Origin of the sequence: Spirosoma lacussanchae (assembly GCF_005870035.1) — a bacterium.
Taxonomy (GTDB): Bacteria; Bacteroidota; Bacteroidia; order Cytophagales; family Spirosomataceae; genus Spirosoma; species Spirosoma lacussanchae.
This window is the reverse complement of record NZ_SWJG01000007.1, coordinates 1-20430: the sequence shown is the minus strand read 5'-3', so window position 1 is coordinate 20430 and position 20430 is coordinate 1. Positions and strand designations below refer to the sequence as shown.

Annotated in this window: 20 protein-coding genes; 2 read left to right on the top strand and 18 right to left on the bottom strand. The window is 51.0% G+C overall.

What is annotated here, in order from left to right; genetic code table 11:
• Positions 1-9: 9 nt before the first annotated feature.
• The 3 genes from bioD to FBR45_RS20665 form a co-directional block, all read right to left on the bottom strand.
• Entirely contained in the window at positions 10-648 is a 639-nt protein-coding gene (bioD, locus tag FBR45_RS20675) for a dethiobiotin synthase (RefSeq protein ID WP_138505859.1), read from the bottom strand.
• The gene (locus tag FBR45_RS20670) at positions 641-1804 is read right to left on the bottom strand and encodes an aminotransferase class I/II-fold pyridoxal phosphate-dependent enzyme (RefSeq protein ID WP_138505857.1); all 1164 of its coding nucleotides are present in this window, start codon (positions 1802-1804) and stop codon (positions 641-643) included. The genes bioD and FBR45_RS20670 overlap by 8 nt, the downstream gene beginning before the upstream one ends.
• Before the next feature lie 183 nt (positions 1805-1987).
• Complete coding sequence (locus FBR45_RS20665; RefSeq protein ID WP_138505855.1) at positions 1988-3019, bottom strand: zinc-binding dehydrogenase; 1032 nt, start codon at positions 3017-3019, stop codon at positions 1988-1990.
• Positions 3020-3093: 74 nt separating this feature from the next.
• Here FBR45_RS20665 and ybeY point away from each other — a divergent pair, with 74 nt between their 5' ends.
• A complete protein-coding gene (ybeY, locus tag FBR45_RS20660) occupies positions 3094-3507 on the top strand; it encodes an rRNA maturation RNase YbeY (protein WP_138505853.1) in 414 nt (137 codons plus the stop codon).
• Between the two features lie 57 nt (positions 3508-3564).
• Complete coding sequence (locus FBR45_RS20655) at positions 3565-3897, top strand: YegP family protein (RefSeq protein WP_138505851.1); 333 nt, start codon at positions 3565-3567, stop codon at positions 3895-3897.
• An 86-nt stretch (positions 3898-3983) separates the two neighbouring features.
• On the opposite strand, the gene FBR45_RS20650 is transcribed toward FBR45_RS20655, so the two are convergent.
• From FBR45_RS20650 to FBR45_RS20580, 15 genes are all read right to left on the bottom strand, one after another.
• Positions 3984-4745 carry an SDR family NAD(P)-dependent oxidoreductase gene (locus FBR45_RS20650; protein ID WP_138505849.1) on the bottom strand — a complete coding sequence of 254 codons (762 nt, stop codon included), beginning with the start codon at positions 4743-4745 and terminating at the stop codon, positions 3984-3986.
• Between the two features lie 195 nt (positions 4746-4940).
• Entirely contained in the window at positions 4941-5333 is a 393-nt protein-coding gene (locus FBR45_RS20645; RefSeq protein WP_138505847.1) for a hypothetical protein, read from the bottom strand.
• 103 nt (positions 5334-5436) lie between these two features.
• Positions 5437-5673, bottom strand: a complete 237-nt coding sequence (locus FBR45_RS20640; protein ID WP_138505845.1) for a hypothetical protein — start codon at positions 5671-5673, stop codon at positions 5437-5439.
• Between the two features lie 92 nt (positions 5674-5765).
• Entirely contained in the window at positions 5766-6902 is a 1137-nt protein-coding gene (locus tag FBR45_RS20635; RefSeq protein ID WP_138505843.1) for a DUF7005 family protein, read from the bottom strand.
• A 3-nt stretch (positions 6903-6905) separates the two neighbouring features.
• Positions 6906-9821, bottom strand: a complete 2916-nt coding sequence (locus FBR45_RS20630; RefSeq protein ID WP_138505841.1) for an NHLP bacteriocin export ABC transporter permease/ATPase subunit — start codon at positions 9819-9821, stop codon at positions 6906-6908.
• Between the two features lie 20 nt (positions 9822-9841).
• A complete protein-coding gene (locus FBR45_RS20625; RefSeq protein ID WP_138505839.1) occupies positions 9842-12034 on the bottom strand; it encodes an NHLP family bacteriocin export ABC transporter peptidase/permease/ATPase subunit in 2193 nt (730 codons plus the stop codon).
• A 14-nt stretch (positions 12035-12048) separates the two neighbouring features.
• Positions 12049-13311, bottom strand: a complete 1263-nt coding sequence (locus FBR45_RS20620; RefSeq protein ID WP_138505837.1) for an NHLP bacteriocin system secretion protein — start codon at positions 13309-13311, stop codon at positions 12049-12051.
• A gap of 4 nt (positions 13312-13315) precedes the next feature.
• Positions 13316-14887, bottom strand: a complete 1572-nt coding sequence (locus FBR45_RS20615; RefSeq protein WP_138505836.1) for a TolC family protein — start codon at positions 14885-14887, stop codon at positions 13316-13318.
• 20 nt (positions 14888-14907) lie between these two features.
• Positions 14908-15429: a cyclic nucleotide-binding domain-containing protein gene (locus FBR45_RS20610; RefSeq protein ID WP_138505834.1), complete on the bottom strand. Its 522-nt coding sequence runs from the start codon at positions 15427-15429 to the stop codon at positions 14908-14910.
• A gap of 121 nt (positions 15430-15550) precedes the next feature.
• Positions 15551-16204: a helix-turn-helix transcriptional regulator gene (locus FBR45_RS20605; protein ID WP_138505832.1), complete on the bottom strand. Its 654-nt coding sequence runs from the start codon at positions 16202-16204 to the stop codon at positions 15551-15553.
• Positions 16205-16417: 213 nt separating this feature from the next.
• A complete protein-coding gene (locus FBR45_RS20600) occupies positions 16418-16669 on the bottom strand; it encodes a redox-active disulfide protein 2 (RefSeq protein ID WP_138505830.1) in 252 nt (83 codons plus the stop codon).
• A 313-nt stretch (positions 16670-16982) separates the two neighbouring features.
• A complete protein-coding gene (locus FBR45_RS20595) occupies positions 16983-18194 on the bottom strand; it encodes a cupin domain-containing protein (RefSeq protein ID WP_138505828.1) in 1212 nt (403 codons plus the stop codon).
• Positions 18195-18983: 789 nt separating this feature from the next.
• Positions 18984-19358, bottom strand: a complete 375-nt coding sequence (locus FBR45_RS20590) for an NHLP leader peptide family RiPP precursor (protein ID WP_138505826.1) — start codon at positions 19356-19358, stop codon at positions 18984-18986.
• A gap of 39 nt (positions 19359-19397) precedes the next feature.
• Positions 19398-19748 (bottom strand): NHLP leader peptide family RiPP precursor, encoded by a 351-nt coding sequence (locus FBR45_RS20585; RefSeq protein ID WP_138505824.1) that lies wholly within the window; start codon positions 19746-19748, stop codon positions 19398-19400.
• 35 nt (positions 19749-19783) lie between these two features.
• Positions 19784-20134, bottom strand: a complete 351-nt coding sequence (locus FBR45_RS20580) for an NHLP leader peptide family RiPP precursor (RefSeq protein ID WP_138505822.1) — start codon at positions 20132-20134, stop codon at positions 19784-19786.
• Between the last annotated feature and the right edge of the window lie 296 nt (positions 20135-20430).

Here is a 20430-nt window from a genome sequence, read left to right as displayed (position 1 = left end):
ACCCGCTGGCTACGCGGTTTCGAGCGCCTGGTTCAGCCTCAGCGAAGCCGCATACCGTTTTATTACGTCGGGGGTGATCTCGTCTTCCTGACCGATGCGACCCAGGCAGGCCAGGCCCGTGTAGTTCAGAATAAAGGTTTCGGTAGCGGGGGTTGCCGGTCCGTTAAACAAGATGCCCAGCAGCGGAATATGGCGGCTGCGGCATGCTTCGACCGAGAGCAGGGTATGGTTGATGCTTCCCAGATAATTCCGCGATACCAGCGCCACCGGCAAACCCGATCGCTGTACCCAGTCGATCGTCAGGTCGTGATCGTTGAGGGGTACCATCAGACCGCCAGCCAGCTCGACAACCAGCGCATTATTGGTTTGCGGTAGCTGAATAGCGGCCAGATCGATGGTTACACCGTCAATAGCCGCAGCGGCATGGGGCGACAGCGGCTCCTTCAGCCGGTAGGCTTCCGGATGAAACTGCGATACCGAATTGCTGATGAGCCGCCGAACGGTTTCGGTATCGGAGTCTTCGAGCGCGCCCGATTGTACGGGTTTCCAGTAATCGGCCTGCAAGGCTTCGACCAGTACGGCCGACGCTACGGTTTTGCCAATTTCGGTACCGATACCGGCCACGATAAACTGACTGAACTTACTCATAGAATTGGGTTGATTGAAGTATTCGAATGAGCCGATCTATTTCGGCCGTTGTGTTAAACGCGTGTATACAGATACGAAGCCGCTCCTGCCCTACCGGAACCGTTGGACTGAGAATGGCCCGCACATCGAAACCGGCTTCCTGAGCAGCCTGGGCGGTATGTCGGGCAGCTTCGTTGCCGGGAACAATCAGGCACTGGATTGGCGATGTGCTGTTGGTCCAGATGGCCCCCGACAGCGCCGACGCAACGCCCGACCGAAAATGCCGGATTCGGCTATGAAGCAGGTCGCGCGGTTCTGCCGACGCCAGCAGGTGCCGGTGCGCTTGCTGAATAGCCAGCAGACTGGGGGGCGGCAGCGCGGTAGTGTAGATAAACGACCGGGCAAAGTTGATCAGGTAGTTGCGCAGCACCAGCGGACCAACCACAGCTGCCCCGTGGACACCGAGCGCCTTCCCGAACGTATGCACCCGCGCCAGCACCCGACTCTGCAGGTTGAGCGCCACCACCAGCCCTTCTCCATTAGGTCCGTAAACACCCGTAGCATGGGCTTCGTCAACGAGCAGGGCCGCCCCGTAGCGGTCGCAGAGATCACAGAGGTCGGCCAGTGGCGCCAGATCCCCATCCATCGAATACACCGACTCGACCGCTACAAAAACCTGCCCCGGCCGACTACGGGCCACCCGTAATTTTTCGGTCAGATCGGCCAGGTCGTTATGGCGAAACCGATCGCGGGTGGCGTAGCTAAGCCGCGACCCATCAATCATGCTGGCATGGATCAGCTCGTCGGTCAGGAGGGTATCGCCCCGTTGTGGCAGGCAGGCCATCAGGCCCAGGTTGGCATCGTAGCCCGAGTTGAAGACCAGGCTAGACTCGGTACGGTAGAAACTGGCCAGCTCCTGTTCGAGCGCATCGGCCAGCTCCGTTTGCCCGGCCAGCAGCCGGGAGCCGGTGGCGCCGGTGCGCAGATCCGGGAAGCTGGCATCGACCCGTTGGATAGACGCGCGTAGGCTGGGCAGACGTGCAAAACCCAGGTAATCGTTCGAGCAGAAGTCGATCAGCCCATCGGTGGTGCGCACCTGCCGAAGTAAGCCGGTCTGCGTTCGTTCGGCCAGCCGACGACCCAGTAAATCCAGTACGGACGGTGTCAAATCGATCATGACCACAAAGGTAAACCAGGCCGACGGCTCTTCGCCCGAAACCAAGGGGTTTTCGCAATAATGTGCATAACCCCCTACTTATCCACAGCAGTCGTGTGGATAAGTAGGAAACCTGGATTTTATTTACCCCAGAAAGGGAGTTAACGGGCCATTATACCTGAAACAACTCTACAGATCAAGTAGTTACTCCCCCACCTTCAGCACCAGCTTTCCGAACTGTTTTCCGTCGTTCATCTTCTGAAATGCTCCCGCGGCATCGGTCAGTGAAAACACCTCATCGACCACCGGCACGATTCCTTTTTCCGAGACAAACCGGACCATGGCACCGAACTCTGCTTCGGTCCCCATCGTGGTTCCGGCGATGTTCAGCTGCTTGAAAAATACTTTGGGCGGCACTACCTCCGTAATCGTTCCGGTAGTGCCGCCGAAGATCGCAATTCGGCCACCGGGCGCAGCGGCATCAATCAGTTTGGCGAAGCCCGGTCCGCCTGCGCTATCGATGATGACGTTGAAATAGCCGGCCCGCCCTCCGCCGGTTCGGGTCATGAGCGTTTTGCCCCAGTCGGGTTCGCGGTAGTTGACACCGCCTACCGCTCCCATGGCTTTGGCTCGCTCGATCTTCTCGTCTGCACCCGACGTAACCCACACTTCGGCGCCGGCCGCTACGGCAAACTGCAACGCAAAGAGGGCGGCTCCTCCGCCAATTCCGGTGATCAGTACTTTCTCCGGGCTTTGAGCCCCGCTGGCGTGCAGACCGGCCCTCGACATCAGAGCCCGCCAGGCAGTAAGCCCTGCCAGCGGGAGCGCAGCCGCCTGCTCGAACGACAGATGGGCCGGTTTGTGATGGATGTACCTGACCGGTATGGCAACGTACTCGGCATAGGTTCCGTTGGCGGGCATACCCAGAATCTGGAAATCGGCTCCGTAATAGGCCGGGTTGGGGCCCCAGTGCATCGAACAGTTGATGATCACGGCCTGCCCGCGCCAGACCGGATCGACACCCGCCCCGACTTCGGTAACGACGCCCGCCCCGTCGGAGCCGAGTATAGCGGGCAATTTAATACCAGGGTACAACCCCTGCTGGATAAACACGTCGCGGTGATTCAGAGCAGCGGCCCGGATCTGGACCAGCACCTCACCAGGACCGGGGGCAGGCGTTGGCGCGTCAATGAGCTGGATGGGTTGGTGAGTAGCGGCTAGCTGAAGAGCTTTCATGAGGGTCGGGCGATTAGATCGGGCGTATCTTTGTAACAGAAAGGTATGCTATACATCCCATACCTTGGATGAGCATGATTCGATTTTTTAACGAAGATGTCGACTATACACTGCCGAAGAAGCAGGTAACCCGCCAGTGGCTGAAACGGCAGGCCGAGCAGGAAGGCTACGCGCTCGGCGACCTGAACTACATCTTCTGCTCCGATGAACACGTTCTACAGGTAAACCGCGAGTATCTGCAACACGATTACTATACCGATATCATTACCTTCGACACGAGCGAGTCGGACGATAAAATAGAAGGCGACATTTTCATCAGCGTTGAGCGGGTGGCCGATAACGCCCGCCAGCTGGGCGTTCCGACGGAGCACGAGATGCGACGGGTACTGGCCCATGGACTGCTGCACCTGTGCGGCTATGGCGACAAAACCGACGACGAAGTAGCTGCCATGCGCGCGAAAGAAGACAGCTGGTTAGAAACGTGGTGATACTTGCTTCTTAAGCAGATCTATAGACCCGTATCACCCACTAACTTCATAATCAACATGGGCAAATTTGTTATTTCGACCCGCAAAAACGGGGAATTCCAGTTTAACCTGAAAGCCAGTAATGGTCAGGTCATTCTAGCGAGCGAAGGGTACAGTTCGGCCAGCGCCTGCGAAAACGGCATCGAGTCGGTTAAAAAGAATGCGCCCAACGATGACCGGTACGAGCGCAAGACATCGACCAACGGCAAGTTCTACTTTACGCTGAAAGCCGGCAATGGTCAGGTCATTGGTTCCAGCGAAATGTACGAGAGCGAAAGCGGCCGGGATAACGGCATCGAATCCGTTAAGAAAAACGCGCCGGATGCTGATGTAGAGAAGGAAGCAGCTTAACCCGCATCAAGCCCAGCCCAAACCGGCGAAGCACAGTGTCGACCCGACCGGCTGTTTCGCCGGTTTTTCTGTAACCAGGCGGCCCGTCAGCCCGCCGTCAGCCCGCCATCCAGGTGCAGGGCCTGGCCGGTATAAAACGAGTTTTCGTCGGAGCAGAGCCACAAAATAGCCTGCGCAATATCGTCGGGCTGGCCAAACCGACCCAGCGGAATCATGCGTCGCATACGCTCTTCCATGCCGGGGGCCGTATTGATCAGGTCATCGACCATGGCCGAGTGGGTGTATACGGGACAGATGGCGTTGACGCGGATACGCTGCCGGACATATTCGAGCGCTGCGGTTTTGGTCAGGCCAATGACGGCATGTTTAGATGCGCTGTAGGGCGCTCCCATCGGCATACCCCGTATACCAGCAATGCTCGACACATTAACGATTGCACCGCCGGGCCTGTCCTGAGCCAGCATCTGCCGAATCTGGTGCTGCATGCCATAAAATACCCCACCGACATTTATAGCCATCATCTGGTTGAAATCGTCGGGCGTCTGGTCGGTGAAGCGGGCAAACGCCCCGCCGATACCGGCGTTGTTGATGCCGACATCGAGTCGGCCGTAGGTGGCTACCGTTTGCCGGATAGCCGCTTCGATCTGCACCGGATCAGCCACATTACACGCCACGAAGAGCGCATCGCCCCCCGCCCGCTGAATCAGGTCGACGGTTTCGCGGCCGCTGGTTTCATTAACGTCGGCTACCGCAACCCGGGCGCCTGCTTTTGTAAACGCCAGTGCCGTGGCCCGGCCAATGCCCGAACCGGCACCGGTAATAAAAACAATCTGATCGGTAAATGTCACGGAAGTATGCGGGCAAAGTCCTGAATAATCAGGGCTAAAGTAAAGTTATTTTATCATTCGGGTGTGGGAACCCATAAGGAATGACAGCTGCGTGGGCGTTCAGGTTACCTTACCGGTCGGAAGCACGCCTAAACGCCCGCGGTGGCTCGGCAAAAACCGAGCCACCGCGAGTATGTTTGTCAGCCCCCTGTCCGCTCAGGCCAGCACAGCCGCTACCCGAACATTTCGAACCACTTCGTCACAACTGGCGCAGGCCGTTGCTCCCTGCTGGTGATACCAGCGGCAGCGGTCGCGAATGGGGCAGGCCACCAGCGTGGCCTCGGCGTTTCGGTTCATGCCATCGACAATCTTGTTCACCAGCCCGCAGCCCGTGGCTTCGCCGGTCCAGTGGCCGCAGCCAGTTTTGATGCAGTTGGTGGCGAACCGAAACCGCTCTTCGGGCGCGCGCCCCTGCCGCGCGGTTTCTACAAATGTCTTATCGACAGTAATCGGCTCGTCGAGATATTCAACGTGGCCCGATGCATTCTGGATACCGAAGAGTTTAGCACCGGGCTTCGCGATTGAGCTGGGGCAGAGAAGAGATGCCATAGATCCGAGTGAGTGACAAACCAGATCAGGCACCAGCGAAATCCGTTCCGGCTGGTGCCCGATCTGGTGTTAGTTATAATGTGTGATTGAGCCAGGGTGCGGCTTATTGAGGCTCATTGAGCGGCATGATACCGATGGGCGTAATACCAATGGGCATAAGACCGATAGGCTCGCCAATAATGAATTTGCCTCCCGACAGCGCACCGCCACTTACGGCATCCAGTACGTCGTCAGACAGTTGGCCTTCTTCGTCAATTTGTGCCAGCGACTTCATCAGTTCTTCCTGATTGGCGGCTTCGTTGCGCAGGTCGTTAATCTTGTCGTTGATTGGTTTTTCCATGATTACTACGTAGATTACTAGGTTATAGTTGATTTATTTCGATTCAAAGGTCTTTGGATAGCACCCGAAAAGCTATAATAAGTGGTTGTAGTTCAGTCATTTTGGTTATACTTCATAACCTCAGCCAATTCCTGATACGTTTGCAACAGGGTGTTTGCGCCTTTCACCGAAGCAATGTTTATCAAGTCTGTAGTACAGAGCGCATCCATCCGGCACATCTGGTCCTGCGCCGACCGGATCGGTCCCAGTGCCGTATCAAATCGGGCAATCGACTCAATAGCCTGTTTGATGATCGCAGTTAGCTGGCTGAACCCCTCGGGTGTCAGGTTGGTATCGCCCAGGTAGTTTTCCAGTCGGGCGCCTTTTCGGTAGGCCGGATAGGCCTCCAGCCCCATGAACGCCAGCATCCAGTCTTTGCGATATGTACCGAGGGCTTTGCTGATGCCCATGTAATCGGCAATGAGTTCGTCGTGCAGGTTATTGGTGGCACAGCCGAACCGGCGGAGGGTATAGAGATGCGTGCACTCATGCTCAAGCCGTATCGAAAGCGAGTAGGCTGCCCAAGCCGCTTCGGTAAGGCCCAGCCGATCGGCGGGTACGTTGCTGTACGGCTTTGTGCTGAGCAGAATCAGCTTGTCCTTGTACAGGCCTGGATTGGGCAGCACGTTTTTCGAGAACTCCTGAGTCCAGGTTTCGGCCGGGTTGGTACGGAGCCAGCTTCTCTTCAGCGCATGGATGCGCTCCCAGTTATTGAGGCCATTCAACAGCGAAGCCCCCATCGACGCCGGAACCGGCATCGGGTTGTTTTTATGCAGAAAGCACTGAACAAGCCTGACAAAATCCCCATGATCCGGAACGATCAGCACTGGCACATTACCGGCAAGGCTGGTGTGCACGTGCAGGCGAAGGCGTTCGGGCTGGCTCAGTACAGGCGTATACCCGGCGGTACAGGGCTTCCCTTTCAGAACGGTATCTATATACGCCTGCGTTTTGTTGATGCCGTCCTGTATCGGGAAGTTGAGCTGGGGGTAGCATGCTTGCAGGAGCTGAAATACGTTGCCCTGGCTGGCCAGATGCGCGGCCCAGACAGCCCCGTATGGCTCGTCGACGGCAACCGGTTCGTGGCTGATTTCTTTACCGCTAAAGTTGTTCTGGAGATAGGCTTCCAGCTCATCCGGCAACGCGATGTGGCTGTTACGCAGGAGCCGGTTCGGCGAGGGCGCTGTCATGGATCAGGCGATTTGACGTTTAGCCAGCTGGGCAAATAGCGAGTCTTTCTCCATGAGTTCGTCATAGGTGCCGGACTCAACGATGGTGCCCTTGTCGAGGACGTAAATGCGATCGGCATTTTTGATCGTACTCAGCCGGTGAGCAATGATAATCCGGGTGGCCTGGAGTTTATCCAGACTCTGCGACACCAGGCTCTGCGTCCGGTTGTCGAGCGCGCTGGTGGCTTCGTCCATAAAGAGCAGTCGGGGTTTATGAACAATAGCCCGGGCAATCATAAGCCGTTGCCGCTGCCCGCCCGAGAACGTACCGGCGCCTTCGCTCACGACGGTATGCATTTCCATCGGCATGTGCTTGATGTCTTCTTCCATACCCGCCATCCGGGCCGCTTCCCAGGCATCGTCGAGGGTAAGTTCGGAGTTGCCGATGATGTTCTGGAAAATACTGCCCGACATCAGCGCCCCGTTTTGCAGCACCACCCCGATCTGCCGGCGAACCAGTTCTTTGTTCATCAGCTCAAACGAGTTGCCATCGTAATAGACAGAGCCCGCTTCGGCCTGCTCGAAGCCCAGCAGCAGCCGCATAATAGTCGACTTGCCCGAACCCGAAGCGCCCACAAAAGCGACCATCTCGCCGGGTTTTATCTTGAAGGTAACGTTGTTGAGAACCAGCGGCTGATCGTCGCGGTAGCGGAACGAAACCGAGTTCACTTCGATCTCACCCGCCAGCTCGCCGGGGTCGACACTCTGATCGACCGACTCCGTTTCTGCCTCCAAAATGGGCTTCACCCGTTCATAGAGCGTAACCACATTCAGCGACGTAATCATTGCCATGCTTAGCCGCAGGCTGTCGTTCAGAAACTGATTGAAGGAGGTGATGAAGGCCATAAACACCCCTACCGACAGCATGCCCGTTGCGGCATTGGCATTCGAGACGGTGTAATAGAGAAAAGAGAAAAAGAAAATATTGGTCAGCAGCGGGTACGACGCATTGAAGACTTCGACAAAATTCTGGTAGGTGCCCGAGTTGAAGCCTAGCTTCTTCAGGGTCGAAAACTTATCGGCCCACAGCGCAAAGACGCGCCGTTCGCCACCCGTTATCCGAATTTTGGTGATTCCCGACAGAAACTCGAAGAGAAAGCCCTGAATTTCGCCCTGGTAGGTCGATACCTGTCGGTCGTATTTCAGCTTGAGCCAGCCTATGGTCACCATAAACGCAGCCGCCAGCAAACCCAGTCCAACGCCCACCCAGGCCAGGCTGGCGTCGTAGTAGAACAGCAGGAACAGGTTAACCGACGAAAAGGCCCCGCTCAACACGGCGGTCATCAGGGTACTGGACACGATTTGCCGGATGGTATTGACGCTCAGTACCCGGTTGGTCAGATCGCCAGCGGTATATTTCTTATAAAACGTCACTGGCAAGCGAAGCATATGATCCATCATGCCGGCCTGTAAGTTGATACTCGACTTCGATTCGACCCGTAGCTGCAGCGCGCCCGAAACCAACTGCAGACCAGCCTTTACCAAAGCAATCATAACCAGGATGACAAAGACCTCCAGGTGTAGCGACCGATCCGCCGTCGGCACCACCTCATCATACATGGTACCCGACAGTACCGGCACCAGCAACCCAATCACACTACCCGCCAGAGCCGATAGCATCAGCCATTTTGCGTCTTTTTCCACGCCTTTGACTGCAAACGCGAGTACCTTTTTTACGGAACTCATTTTGCCATCGAAGCCCGGAAAAAACATGTAGCTGATGGGTTCCAGTGACTGCGCAATCTCGTGGTTAACAACGGCTTCCTGACCCGTCGACAGGTCTCTGATCAGGTAGCTGGTGGGCGTTTTCTGCAGGAGCGCAACGGGGGTTTTGTCTTTTTTGGTAAACGCCAGCAACGGCCCGCATTCTTCCTTCCACCAGGTGTCCCGGAGAATGATTTTACGGATGCGCAGCTTCGAGCTTTTGGCAATCAGATGAAGCTGATTCGTGACATTATTCTGGTGCGACTCAACGTATTTGGGGGCTTCCAGCGAAAAGCCGATCTGGTTCCCGATGAGCTGACACGTTTGAAAAAGAAGGTTCTGCTGGTTTCGTTTGCCCGTCACCTCCGGTCCCTGCCCGCTGCCGTTGCCCGCCACGACCGACTTAATTTTGCCCAGGGTCGTTTCCAGAGCCAACTGGTCAGTAACCCGCTTTTCGGACAGGTACGTAATTTCTTCTACCTGCTGCGCATCTATGATCTGATTGATCTGAGCGTAGAAATAGGCTTCGAGCTTGCTCAGGGCCAGCAGAAAATAAACCTCTTCCTGCAGGAGCATCTCGCGGGTGCTCAGTACGCGTACGGCGGTGTTATCCGTCAATGATTTGATCCACAGCTTATTGGAGGTCGGCGCCAGAAAATCAGGGTACTGTGCGTAACTCACCTCTGTAGTCTGGGCAAACAGACTGACCTCGCCCCGCAGCAACTGAATCCAGCTGATGCCCGTAGACGGGAACGCCATGGTGTTGGCTTCCAGCGGTACTTCCTGGTACTCATCGAGTGGTTTATAGACCCTGGGTGCGTTGAGAGTGCTGACCTCGGAAGACGTTTTTATGATCCATTTATCGATCATGTTCTTCAGGAAGAAATGATCGACGTTGAGCAGGTCGGCTTTGTCAATGGCGAGTAAGGTAGCCTCGGCCGAGAACGCAATAAGGCGGGTGGTGTCGGCAGCCTCGGGGGCTAACAGGCTGAATAATACTTCCCCTTTCTTGGCCGAATACAGAAATTTTAGTCGATTGGTATAGTTTCCCTCTTCATCGATTCTCGTATAGAAAACGTTTACCTCCCCGGAGAGCACCAGCCAGAACCGGTCTGAGCTATCGAGCACCAGCGGGTTCTCGGCATAGATATATAGTTTTTCTTTTATAGCTGACATAGATATAGATGTAGTATCGTTTATTTCGTTTCGATCAGGTGGGCGTATACTCCATTTTTCTTGATCAGCTCCTGATGGGTGCCCCGCTCTACTACTTTGCCATATTCCATCACAATAATCTCATCGCAGTCGATGATGGTGCTGAGCCGGTGCGCCACGATCAGGCAGGTACAACCCCGCTTTTTAATGTTATCCATGACGATCTTTTCGGCCGTAGGATCAAGCGCGCTGGTGGCTTCGTCCATGATCAGGATAGAGGGGTTGGTAGCCAGGGCCCGCGCTATTTCGAGCCGTTGCCGCTGCCCGCCACTGAAGTTGGTTCCGCCTTCTGAAACGGCGCTGTCGTAGCCGTCTTTCCGGACCGATATGATATCGTGAATAGCTGCGTCGCGGGCCGACTGAATGATGTGTTTGTCGGTAATGGCCGAATCCCAGAAGCTGATATTTTCTTTCACGGTCCCGTTGAAGACCAGCACCTCCTGATCGATGACGGCCAGAGAATTGGTGATGATATGCCGCGGAATTGTATTTTTCGGTTTACCATCGAACAACACCTCACCGCTCCAGATCGGGTATAAACCGGACGCGATTTTAGCCACGGTCGATTTGCCACTCCCCGATCCACCCACCAGCGCCACCCGGCTACCGGGCTTCACTTTCAGGCTGAAGTTTTCGATGAGCGGGGCCATGGTTGTGTTATACCCGAACGTGACGTTTTTCAGCTCGAAATAACCGGTCAGCTTGGTATGAATGCCATCTGGCTGGGTCTCAGCCGCACCAGCGCCCGGCCTGAACTGCTCGTCCAGCTCGTAGTTCAACACGTCGTCGATGCGGCCCATGTCGCTCTCCGTTTCGTGCAGCATCGTTCCGACGGCAATAAGCTGGTTTACGGGCCCAATGAAGTTACCCATCAGATAGGTGAACGATACCAGCGCGCCGAGCGTCATTTCGCCGTCCATAATCCGCAACGCCCCCAGCCCCAGGATGAATGTGGTGGTCAGCGACGTAATCAGCGGGGGCAGCACGTTGAGCCGGGTGGTGAGCCAGCCTAGTTGCTGCTGCGAATTCATCACCTTGGCCAGGTAGCCAATCCAGTTCGTGAAGAAGTCGTTTTCGCGACCCGATGCTTTCAGCGTTTCGATCATGCTGATGCCCGAGGTGGTGGTTCCGAGCAACTTGCCCGTTTCGTTGCTTAACGTACGGCTTCCGTCTTTCCGGGCTCTGGATACATACCGCAGCGCCACCACGTTCAGCCCCGCCATGAAAATGCCGATCAGGGTCAGCGGTACGTCATACGAAAACATCAGAAAGGCGTAGAAAATCACGATAATGACGTTCAGAGCCGCGTTGGCCAGATCGCCACTGAGTAGCCGGGCCACTTTGTCGTTGAGCGAAACCCGGTTACCGATCTCCCCGCTGTATCGCTGCGTGAAAAACGAAATAGGCAGGTGAAAAACGTGCCAGAGGAATTTACTGGAGGTAGTCAGGGCAAGTTTGGTTTCCAGCTTCAGTAGGTAATACTGCTGGAGGTACACCAGAACCCCGTTGATCGCTAGTACCCCGCCCATGATCAGCAGCAGGGGCATTACAAAGTCGGCATGGCCGTTGACCAGGTATTTGTCGATAAATACTTTGATGAACGACGGAATCACCAGACCGGGAATGACCAGAAACAGGCTCGCCAGCAGAATGTAGGTGATACTCAGCTTCGAGTTGGAGATCCGGGAAGCCAGCGACGCAGCCAGCCCCCGTTTTTCGTTGCCTTTTTCGAAGCGTTCGTTCGGCTTAAACGTAAGCACCACGCCGGTATAGGCTTCGTCGAACTCGTCGTAGGTAACCGCGTACCGCCCCTGAGCCGGATCGCTGAGGTAGACTTTGTCTTTTGAGAAGCCCTCCAGCACCAGAAAGTGGTTGAAGTTCCAGAAGATGATGGCCGGCATTTCGACCTGCATCAGCTTCTCGACCGACTTGGCGTAGCCTTTGGCATCTAGCCCAAACTCGCGGGCGGCCTTGATGATATTGGTTGCTTTGAGGCCATCTCGGGATACGCCACAGGCAATCCGCAACTTTTCGAGGGGTACAAATTTGCCGAAATGGCCCAAAATAATGCTCAAAGCAGCTGCGCCACACTCCACACTCTCCATCTGCAGAACGGTGGGCACCTTAACAGGCCGCGCCTGTTTCCCAATGGGAAAAGTTGTATTGGTTGCCATCTCGAAAATCGGTATCAGTATAGATTGAAGAATTTCTTAAATGCCGGCACAACGATCGCAATCGGGTTCTCCTGCTTTACGGTAATCTGACCCATGCAGGAAGTTCCTTCCTTGATAGCGATGTCCGGTCCTTTGGCCGACGTCCATTTGAAGCCACTGTACGACTCATTGTCTTTCTCAAAAACGACATGGACTTCGAAGAGCGGACCCATGGATAACAAGCCTTTGGCCAGCTGGTCGTTCTTAACCGAGGTCATCATGCCCTGCTGGGTGATTGGGAAGTCCGACACGTAAGTAACCTTGCCTTTGATGAACCCGTACTCCTGCGGCTGCACAGTCGATGGCACCACAAACGCTTCCATGTCGCGTTTGATCTTCTTGCCATCCTGCGACGGAATGTAAAGAACCCCCTTCAGGCTGGCCAGCTGGCCTTCTTTCTGGTTTTTCAGCTTGAACAGCGGGGTACCCGGCCCAACCATCACACCCGCGTCGGTGAGTACTTCAACCACTTCGCCATCGTAGGGGCTTTTGATGTTCGACTGCGTATCGTAGCGCTCGGTCAGGAACTGAAGGCTCCGCTCGGCCTCGGCAATCTGCTGCTTCTGGGTCGCCACGCGTTGCTGCAGCGAATAGCCCGCGTCGTGCTGCCGGTTAGAGACTTCGGCCAGCTGCACTTTCAGCCGCTCGATGGTGTTCTTCGACGCATCGATCTGTTGTTTGGTGCCGGCTACCTGCGCTTTCACGATCAACCCTTTTTCGAACAGGCCCACCTCCGACTCGAGCTGGTTAGCCAGAAAAGCCAGCTTCTTTTTCTCGGCTTCAATTTCGCCCTGAATACTAACCCGGTTCTGGCTCATCAGCTCCCCTTCCAGCAGGGTGCCTTTGTTACCATACGAGATTAGTTTGGTCAGTTCGTAGTTGCGCTCCGACAGGGTGGCTTTGGCGTTTTCGATCTGTTGAACCAGCTCCGGCTGCTGCACCGTGGCGATGACGGCCCCCTTCTGTACTTTATCACCGATCCGGACCTGCAGTTTTACCAGTTGCCCCTGCGAGGTGGCTACGACTTCGTGCACTTCGCCACCCAGCACCACCCCGGTTACGTTCAGTTTGGTACTGACCCGCCCGAAAACCGACCAGCCAATACCCGTAGCGAGCGCGGCAAACACCACCGACAGCGTAATCCAGGCCTTGGGGCTGGTCACTTTTATCAATTGATCGAGCTTCTCGGGGGTCGACAGCTTTTCCAAGGCTGACTGTCTAAAAAATCCTGCTGCCATGACGTTAGTTGTTGTTTGTATCAGGGATGGTATAAAATGCGTTTCTGTCGATCACAAAGCCTTTGTTATCGGGGGCTACGAGTGTTCCGGTGTCGTGTCTGAGGTTGATGATGGCTCGGGCAAATTGCTGGTAAGCCTGCAGATACCGAAGCTGAGCAGCCGTAAGCCGCTCCTGAAACAGGATCAGACTCAGGATGGTGGTCAGGCCCGACTGGAATTTGACCTGCTCGTCTTTGAATACGTCCTGCGTGTAGTTGAGGACCTCTTCGGCCTTCTGGAGATTTATAACGCTGTTATCGAGGTAGTTCAGGTCGTTATTGACGTCCAGCTCAATTACTCGCTGAATATTATTGACCACTACGTTCTGATCGCTGAGGGCCATTTGGCTTTTGGCCAGGCTTCCTCTCGCCCAGTTGTTATTGACCGGAAAGGTGAAGGTTAGTCTGGCGCCGGTTCCGATGTTGCGGCCTTCGTTGTTCGAGAAGGCTGCCATCACATCACCCATCCGGTTGCCCGTACTGGCGCTCCCGTAGGCCAGAAACCCGGTCAGGTCGAGCTGAGGTTTTGTGTTGTTCTGGGCCAGTATAAACTGCTGCTGCAGAGCCTCATGACCATGCCGGGCGGCCATCAGATCGGCGCGTCGTTCTTTGGCAATCCGGATATAATCAGCTTTGTCGAACCCTTTTTTGAACGCTGATTCGGCAATGGTCGGGAAGTCATTCTCGGGAACGTCGATCAACAGGCTTTCTTCCGTACTTAGACCGATTACTTTACCTAGCTGTATTCTGGCGCTATACAGATCCTGCTGAGCCATGATGGTCAGCTTCTCCTGGTTGGCCAGGTCCGACTTGACCTGTATCAGGTCGCCAGCCGGTTTTTTATCGCCTTTTACCAGCTCTTCTGTTACCGCCAGCACATTCCGAATCCGGTTTTCGCTCTGCTTGTAGATTTCCAGGCTCTTGAACGCGGTATAGTAGTTCCAGTAGGCCAGCCCGATTTGCCAGATCTCGTACGAGGTCGTATACTCATTACCACTCTTTGCATTCAGCACATAGAGGGAATTAGCCCGCTCCAGGGCAGTGGTAATGACTCGTCCTTTGCCCCGAAGCAACGGTTGGGTCAGCGAGAAATTGATCGTGCTGGTGTTGTTGCCCAGGTAAAGACCAATGGGCTGGTTGAAGCTGTTGACCGGATAATTGTTGTTAGCAAATCCGTAGTTGAGACTAAACTCGGTCAACTGGCCGGTCCGCAGCCGTTTACGTAGCCCCCCCGACAGATTCAGCGCGTTGTTTCGTAAGATGCTGTTCTCCAGCAGGGCGTTTCGGGGATCAGCCCCAGGCAGCCGGTATTGGTTGTTCTGAAACAGCAACTCGGAAAACGAGTTGAGGTCAAACGTGCTCCGTTGAATCTGCAGGTCCGCTTCGGCGCTCCGGATAGCCAGTCCACTCCGTACGAGCGTGGGGTTCTTATCGAAGGCCTTCCTGGAAATTTCGAGTAAGTCGCACCTGACCTGGGCGCGTACGTTGCTGGTCAGCGCCATTACGCCTATCAGAATGCCATATAGACAGTGTCTCATGTGCCGGTAGATTTTCAGTGTTAAACCTCCGAGAATCTATGCAACAGCTTGACGAAGCGCGATCCGGCCTGGGCCACGCCGTCAAGAACATTCGCGTCTACCAGGTCCTCGTCATCGGGGTTACCAAAGCCCAGTTGATCCGTGGTTTTGCGAAGCCGGTTCGAGAGGAACAGGGCCAGAGCGTAATAAAAATTGGCTCTGAATTCGGAGTTGGTCAACAGCCGTAGATTGATCTTTTCGCGGGAGATCTGGTAGATGACCGACGGGGCCGTAACGATGACCGAAACCGACGGCGGAGTCGATTCGAGAAACGACATTTCCCCCACTACCTCCCCGCTTTCGAGCTTGGCGATGCACTCGTTGAAATTGTTATTAGCGCAGACGGCTAACTGACCCGACAAAACGATATACAAACTGTCGATAGCCTGCCCTTTGTTGATCAGCCTATCGCCTGTTTCCAGCATCAGTTTATTGCCATTCTGAAGCATCCATTCTACATCTCTATCATTAAGATGGCCTAAGAAATACAGTACACGTTTCATAGAATTTATTGATTTATAAAATAGACTATTGTGTATGAAAAGATGGCTGATCCTCGACGCAAACTATCTCGTCAGAAAGCTTGTCATATCTGCCACGATGTAACTCCGACATTCAATAAATTCACCGAAACGAGCACAATAGCTGCTTTGGTGAAATGCTATATTGTTCTGCAAAAAGCTTTGAAAAGTAGTGCACGTCTTTATAGCCAACCGTGTAGGCAATTTGTGAAACAGACTGCTGTACATATCTCTCGATCAACTGCCGGGCTTTATGTAGCCGAAGAACTCTAACGTATTTATTAGGAGTTAAAAAAACCAGGTTTACTACTTTGCGGTGTAGCTGTCGTTCACTGACTGCCATTTTGTACGACAACTCGTTAATATCCAAATATTCCTGGCTTATGTTGCCGTATACCTCCCGCTCCAGGTTTACGAGCCAGTCCTGGTCTGTTTTTGCTATCTTCTGGGGTTGTAACTCACCCTGGCACATCTTCCTGACATTTTCATTCGATTCATAAATGTGAAATATATCCGGGCGGTCGTGGTAGGTCAGGCTTAATGTATTGGCTCTGGCTTTAGTCAGAATATCTTCTACTATATCACTGATTTCTTTACTACTGGAAAAAAGAATCTGCTCAATATGCTGCGTATCATATGTACCCCTATTTTTGCCCACATTCATGATACTCTGCAGAGGGTGTCTGATGTGCTGAGCAAGTTGTTCCAATGCATTAGGCGAATTCCAGTCTATGGTATTTTTCTTTGCTGTATGCATCGTTGATAGAATAATTATTGGGAGAAAAAATCAAGAACAGCGATCCATACCGACCACCTTCTGAATCGTCGGCCCAAAATCCGTCGTAAGTGGTGCGCGAAACATTGATTACACCGAAATTCATTCCAGTGTATAGCTGACTGTCCTATTTTATGGTTTCAGTACCCTCGTTCAGGATGAGCCTACAGAGCAAAACTCCCTGCAGCGAACGCTTTAAAATACTGTTTCCCGGGCACGAAGCTCCTGTCTGATTTTTTTCAGACTAGCCATATTTAAGCCAAGTAGCGGCAACAGGGAGAAGGGAACGATGAGGAAGGTGGTAAATCCTTGTTTAAACGTTAGTAGTATTGTTACAACAAACAGTACAGTGAGTATGCCTGCAAATAGACCTATTACTGCTACAGTTGTCTTTTCCAGCTTGCTTAGGCTCTCCGTGCTCTTATCTTTATAGGTATTAGCTTTCATAATGACACGTATAATAAACTAATTCATTCCTTTATGCATGTACCTCTGTAAAGTGTTTTTAGGGATTATCAGTGTATCAGATTAGTGAATACTAGCTATTACATTACCAAATATTTTCGAGCAATTTCGTCTGTCAGTTAAGTTTAGCCTAATCCGTTTTGGATACTGACTAGGTATAAGGAACAAAAGAAGTTTGTAAGTCTTGTATAGGTAAGTTTGTCATTCCGGCGAAGGCAAAATGTTTTCTTCGCCGGAATGACAGAAAGTAAAATCAATAAATTGGGTTAATCATCGTAGCCTCTTAGCCACCGTATTAAGCCACTTTCAGCAATCCACCTCTAATCAGTCGTTTTGCCACTTTTAGTTTGTTTTCGTCGTTCAGGAAAGGAATTTCTCGCACGCAGAAAGCGCCTTCCTGTTGGGAGATAAACTCCAGTGATGGAGCGATCTGAGAAGGACCTTTCACTACGTTGCCCTGGAATGAGATCCGGGCTCCAGTAATATGGTTAGTAACTTTAGATGTTAATCCGTCCCGTTTGATCAAAAGCGAGTCCAGTCCAATGTGATTAAGTTTATCCAGGCTAGCGAAGTGGCCATCAGGTCTTGGCTGTTCTTTCGTCCGAAACTCTTCTTGCAGAATTGACAGGCAACCGTTAAGAGTGTCTTTTTGAAAGATCTGCTGAAGAATAGTAATGAAGTTTAATTCAGCATTCGGCGATAATAAATCTTCGTTATCAGAATTCAAAAATCCAATGGGTAAGGCCTGGCGTAATTCGATATGATTTTGAGCCAGACTTGCCAAGGATTTCGTGATAAAGTCGATCCATTGTGTCGAGTGAACGCCAATGGTGATGTGCATCGACGACTGATCAGTGGTATAAGCTTCGTGAGGCACTCCCCGTGGCATATACATAACATCTCCGGCTTTCAAAGTAATCTGTTTCGCACCACTAAGTTGCTCACGTTGAAAAACGGGCTGAAAACTATGTACCAATGGCGTTTTACAATACGTATCGTCATAGACGATCCAGTGCTTTTCTCCCGAAATTTGTAAAGCGAATACATCATGAGAGTCATAATGGGGCGAAAGTGCCTTCTCATTTTCAGGAGTTAAGTAGAGATTTGCCACCACATGATGGCTCATATATTGATGAATATTCTCCACCAGCATTTTGATCGGGTCCCAATACCGTTGAATCTCATTAATAACTATGGTATGGCCATCGGCGTAGGCAGCATAAAGTTGATTTAAATTTAGACTCCCATCCTGATTTTCATAAATAGTAGGATTTAGTGGTTGCTGACTCTTCACGACTCGCAGGCCGCCACCTCTAGGACGGTTATAGGCTAAAAGCTTATCTAGTACTTCAACGGAGAATAACGATTCAAAAAATGATGGATTATCCCGTTTGATATGTACAACTTGCTTTTCCCAATAATTAGCTTCAAAATCAATAATATTAATTGGACTGATTAAATCTGCGAAATCCTTTAGCTGAACATTTTCTTCTATATACGTCTTCATATTGTTGTTATTTTAAGGTATCGTTGGCTGATACTGACTCTTATAATTTATTATTGTATGCGTCTGAGCGATGAGTATATCTTAAAGCTATTGTCAAGTTGGTTTTGAAAACAGGCAACAATTTACAGCGGATCAATTATTATAAGTAATATAGACACAATTTTACTGAGATAAAAATGATACAACAACTGCATGTAATATGTACCTGAATATTTATGTTGTTATGATCGTCTCCTGAAAAAAGAAAAGATTGCGATTAGCAAAATTAATATGCCTAACCCAACTACCACCTTGCTAAGATTTAGCTGATTATTACTACTGGGCAGTATACTACCTAGAAACACTATGATCAAACCCAAAAAAGTTAATGATGATAGTTCAACTATTTTATTTTTTTCCATCTTGAAATGAAATTTTATATTACTATGAACTGACCACTAAAATAATCAACATTAACAGAGTTCAGTTGATTTTAAATACCTTATCTAGATCCTCATTATAATTATTCCTATAAAAAAATACAATTAAATTAAATGTGACAAATCTATTAAACTGTGTTATATCCAAATTTAAATCCTTATAAAAAATGCACATAAAAAACAAATCATTGTTATACTAAATAAAAATACAAGTTTTGGTGTAATGAATATACTTTTTTTTCTTCAAGTATGAGAAAAGAAGCCACTTGTATTAATATTTGTGCCTCAGATTTTTATTTAGCAATCAAATAAATCAACACAAACGGCTTCTTTAATTTAACATACCTGGTTAATAAGCGAGTTTTACCAGTTAATTCCAGGAAATATGAACATGAGATGCTACATATGCTACTCCAACTGCGCAAACACCAATGCCAACGCCAATACCAAAACTTACTAGGAACTCACCCCCGGCAACTAATTCCAGTTGTTCATCAGTGAGTTCTATACTTTCAGTATCAACTTTTCTTGGAATATTTAAATATACAACAGTTTCGTCCGTCTGATCTTCAAATTTAATTTTTACATCTTTAGGAAGATTACTTTCAGGACATCCTATTTTCTCAAGTACCTGATAGGGGTTCGTGACCAACTCATACCTGAATTCTTTATCGTCTTGAGCTTTAGTGACTAAGCTGCTCAATAGTTTTTTACCTACTTCTTTTTGTTCTAATGTTGCTTCCATTTTTTTAATATCGTTTTATATAAAAAGAGATCTCAAGCATTATCGGGTGAATAAAGCATATGCTGTAACGCACAAAGCAACTGTGGCAATGCCGCAAGCAACTGCACCAGGAACAATTACAAAATCGCCCCCGGCAACCATTTCTAGCTGTTCGTCGGTCAGTTCGATGCTGGATTCATCTTGTTTGCGCGGAATGTTGAAGTAGATTTTTGATTCATCACTCTGATCTACCGCTACAAACGACAAACCTGAGGGCAGGTTCATCTTAACACCTGTGTAGTCTTCTATCGTTTTCTCAGGATTTGCTACTAGTGCATTTTTAAAACCAGCGTCGTCCCATGCTTTCTGTACGATTTCGGCGAAATGCTTTTCTGTTAGATTGAATTCCATAAAGTTAAATTATTTGATGTTAAATAAATATTTTATTATCGAGTAAACATAGCATAAGCTGCGACGCACAAAGCAACTGTGGCAATGCCGCAGCCAACAGCAGCAGGAACAATTACAAAATCGCCCCCGGCAACCATTTCTAGCTGTTCGTCGGTCAGTTCGATGCTGGATTCATCTTGTTTGCGCGGAATGTTGAAGTAGATTTTTGATTCATCACTCTGATCTACCGCTACAAACGACAAACCTGAGGGCAGGTTCATCTTAACACCTGTGTAGTCTTCTATCGTTTTCTCAGGATTTGCTACTAGTGCATTTTTGAAACCAGCGTCGTCCCATGCTTTCTGTACGATTTCGGCGAAATGCTTTTCTGTTAGATTGAATTCCATAAAGTAAACTATTTAATGTTTGCTTATTAATAGTAAAGGAATTGATTGTATTGAAGAAAATAACTCCCAGAATGCGTTTGAGTTTTGTACGTTTATCTATCTGTAAATTAACTTTACTCTACTGAGCAAGTACTTGCTTCAAGAGAAACTAACCAATGTTCAGGTTTTATTGGACCTGCTACATTTGACTGGACATTAAGTTAAGTGTGATCTAACTTAGTGAACCATGAAAACCAGCAGAAGACAGTACGACGAGGAGTTCAAACGGATGGCCGTCGAGCTCTCCCTAGCTAAAG

What these genes read in the sequence shown, in the direction of transcription:
- bioD (WP_138505859.1), bottom strand. Translation starts at nt 648, where the DNA reads ATGAGTAAGTTCAGTCAGTTTATCGTGGCCGGTATCGGTACCGAAATT.
- FBR45_RS20670 (WP_138505857.1), bottom strand. Translation starts at nt 1,804, where the DNA reads ATGATCGATTTGACACCGTCCGTACTGGATTTACTGGGTCGTCGGCTG.
- FBR45_RS20665 (WP_138505855.1), bottom strand. Translation starts at nt 3,019, where the DNA reads ATGAAAGCTCTTCAGCTAGCCGCTACTCACCAACCCATCCAGCTCATT.
- ybeY (WP_138505853.1), top strand. Translation starts at nt 3,094, where the DNA reads ATGATTCGATTTTTTAACGAAGATGTCGACTATACACTGCCGAAGAAG.
- FBR45_RS20655 (WP_138505851.1), top strand. Translation starts at nt 3,565, where the DNA reads ATGGGCAAATTTGTTATTTCGACCCGCAAAAACGGGGAATTCCAGTTT.
- FBR45_RS20645 (WP_138505847.1), bottom strand. Translation starts at nt 5,333, where the DNA reads ATGGCATCTCTTCTCTGCCCCAGCTCAATCGCGAAGCCCGGTGCTAAA.
- FBR45_RS20640 (WP_138505845.1), bottom strand. Translation starts at nt 5,673, where the DNA reads ATGGAAAAACCAATCAACGACAAGATTAACGACCTGCGCAACGAAGCC.
- FBR45_RS20635 (WP_138505843.1), bottom strand. Translation starts at nt 6,902, where the DNA reads ATGACAGCGCCCTCGCCGAACCGGCTCCTGCGTAACAGCCACATCGCG.
- FBR45_RS20630 (WP_138505841.1), bottom strand. Translation starts at nt 9,821, where the DNA reads ATGTCAGCTATAAAAGAAAAACTATATATCTATGCCGAGAACCCGCTG.
- FBR45_RS20625 (WP_138505839.1), bottom strand. Translation starts at nt 12,034, where the DNA reads ATGGCAACCAATACAACTTTTCCCATTGGGAAACAGGCGCGGCCTGTT.
- FBR45_RS20620 (WP_138505837.1), bottom strand. Translation starts at nt 13,311, where the DNA reads ATGGCAGCAGGATTTTTTAGACAGTCAGCCTTGGAAAAGCTGTCGACC.
- FBR45_RS20615 (WP_138505836.1), bottom strand. Translation starts at nt 14,887, where the DNA reads ATGAGACACTGTCTATATGGCATTCTGATAGGCGTAATGGCGCTGACC.
- FBR45_RS20610 (WP_138505834.1), bottom strand. Translation starts at nt 15,429, where the DNA reads ATGAAACGTGTACTGTATTTCTTAGGCCATCTTAATGATAGAGATGTA.
- FBR45_RS20605 (WP_138505832.1), bottom strand. Translation starts at nt 16,204, where the DNA reads ATGCATACAGCAAAGAAAAATACCATAGACTGGAATTCGCCTAATGCA.
- FBR45_RS20600 (WP_138505830.1), bottom strand. Translation starts at nt 16,669, where the DNA reads ATGAAAGCTAATACCTATAAAGATAAGAGCACGGAGAGCCTAAGCAAG.
- FBR45_RS20595 (WP_138505828.1), bottom strand. Translation starts at nt 18,194, where the DNA reads ATGAAGACGTATATAGAAGAAAATGTTCAGCTAAAGGATTTCGCAGAT.
- FBR45_RS20590 (WP_138505826.1), bottom strand. Translation starts at nt 19,358, where the DNA reads ATGGAAGCAACATTAGAACAAAAAGAAGTAGGTAAAAAACTATTGAGC.
- FBR45_RS20585 (WP_138505824.1), bottom strand. Translation starts at nt 19,748, where the DNA reads ATGGAATTCAATCTAACAGAAAAGCATTTCGCCGAAATCGTACAGAAA.
- FBR45_RS20580 (WP_138505822.1), bottom strand. Translation starts at nt 20,134, where the DNA reads ATGGAATTCAATCTAACAGAAAAGCATTTCGCCGAAATCGTACAGAAA.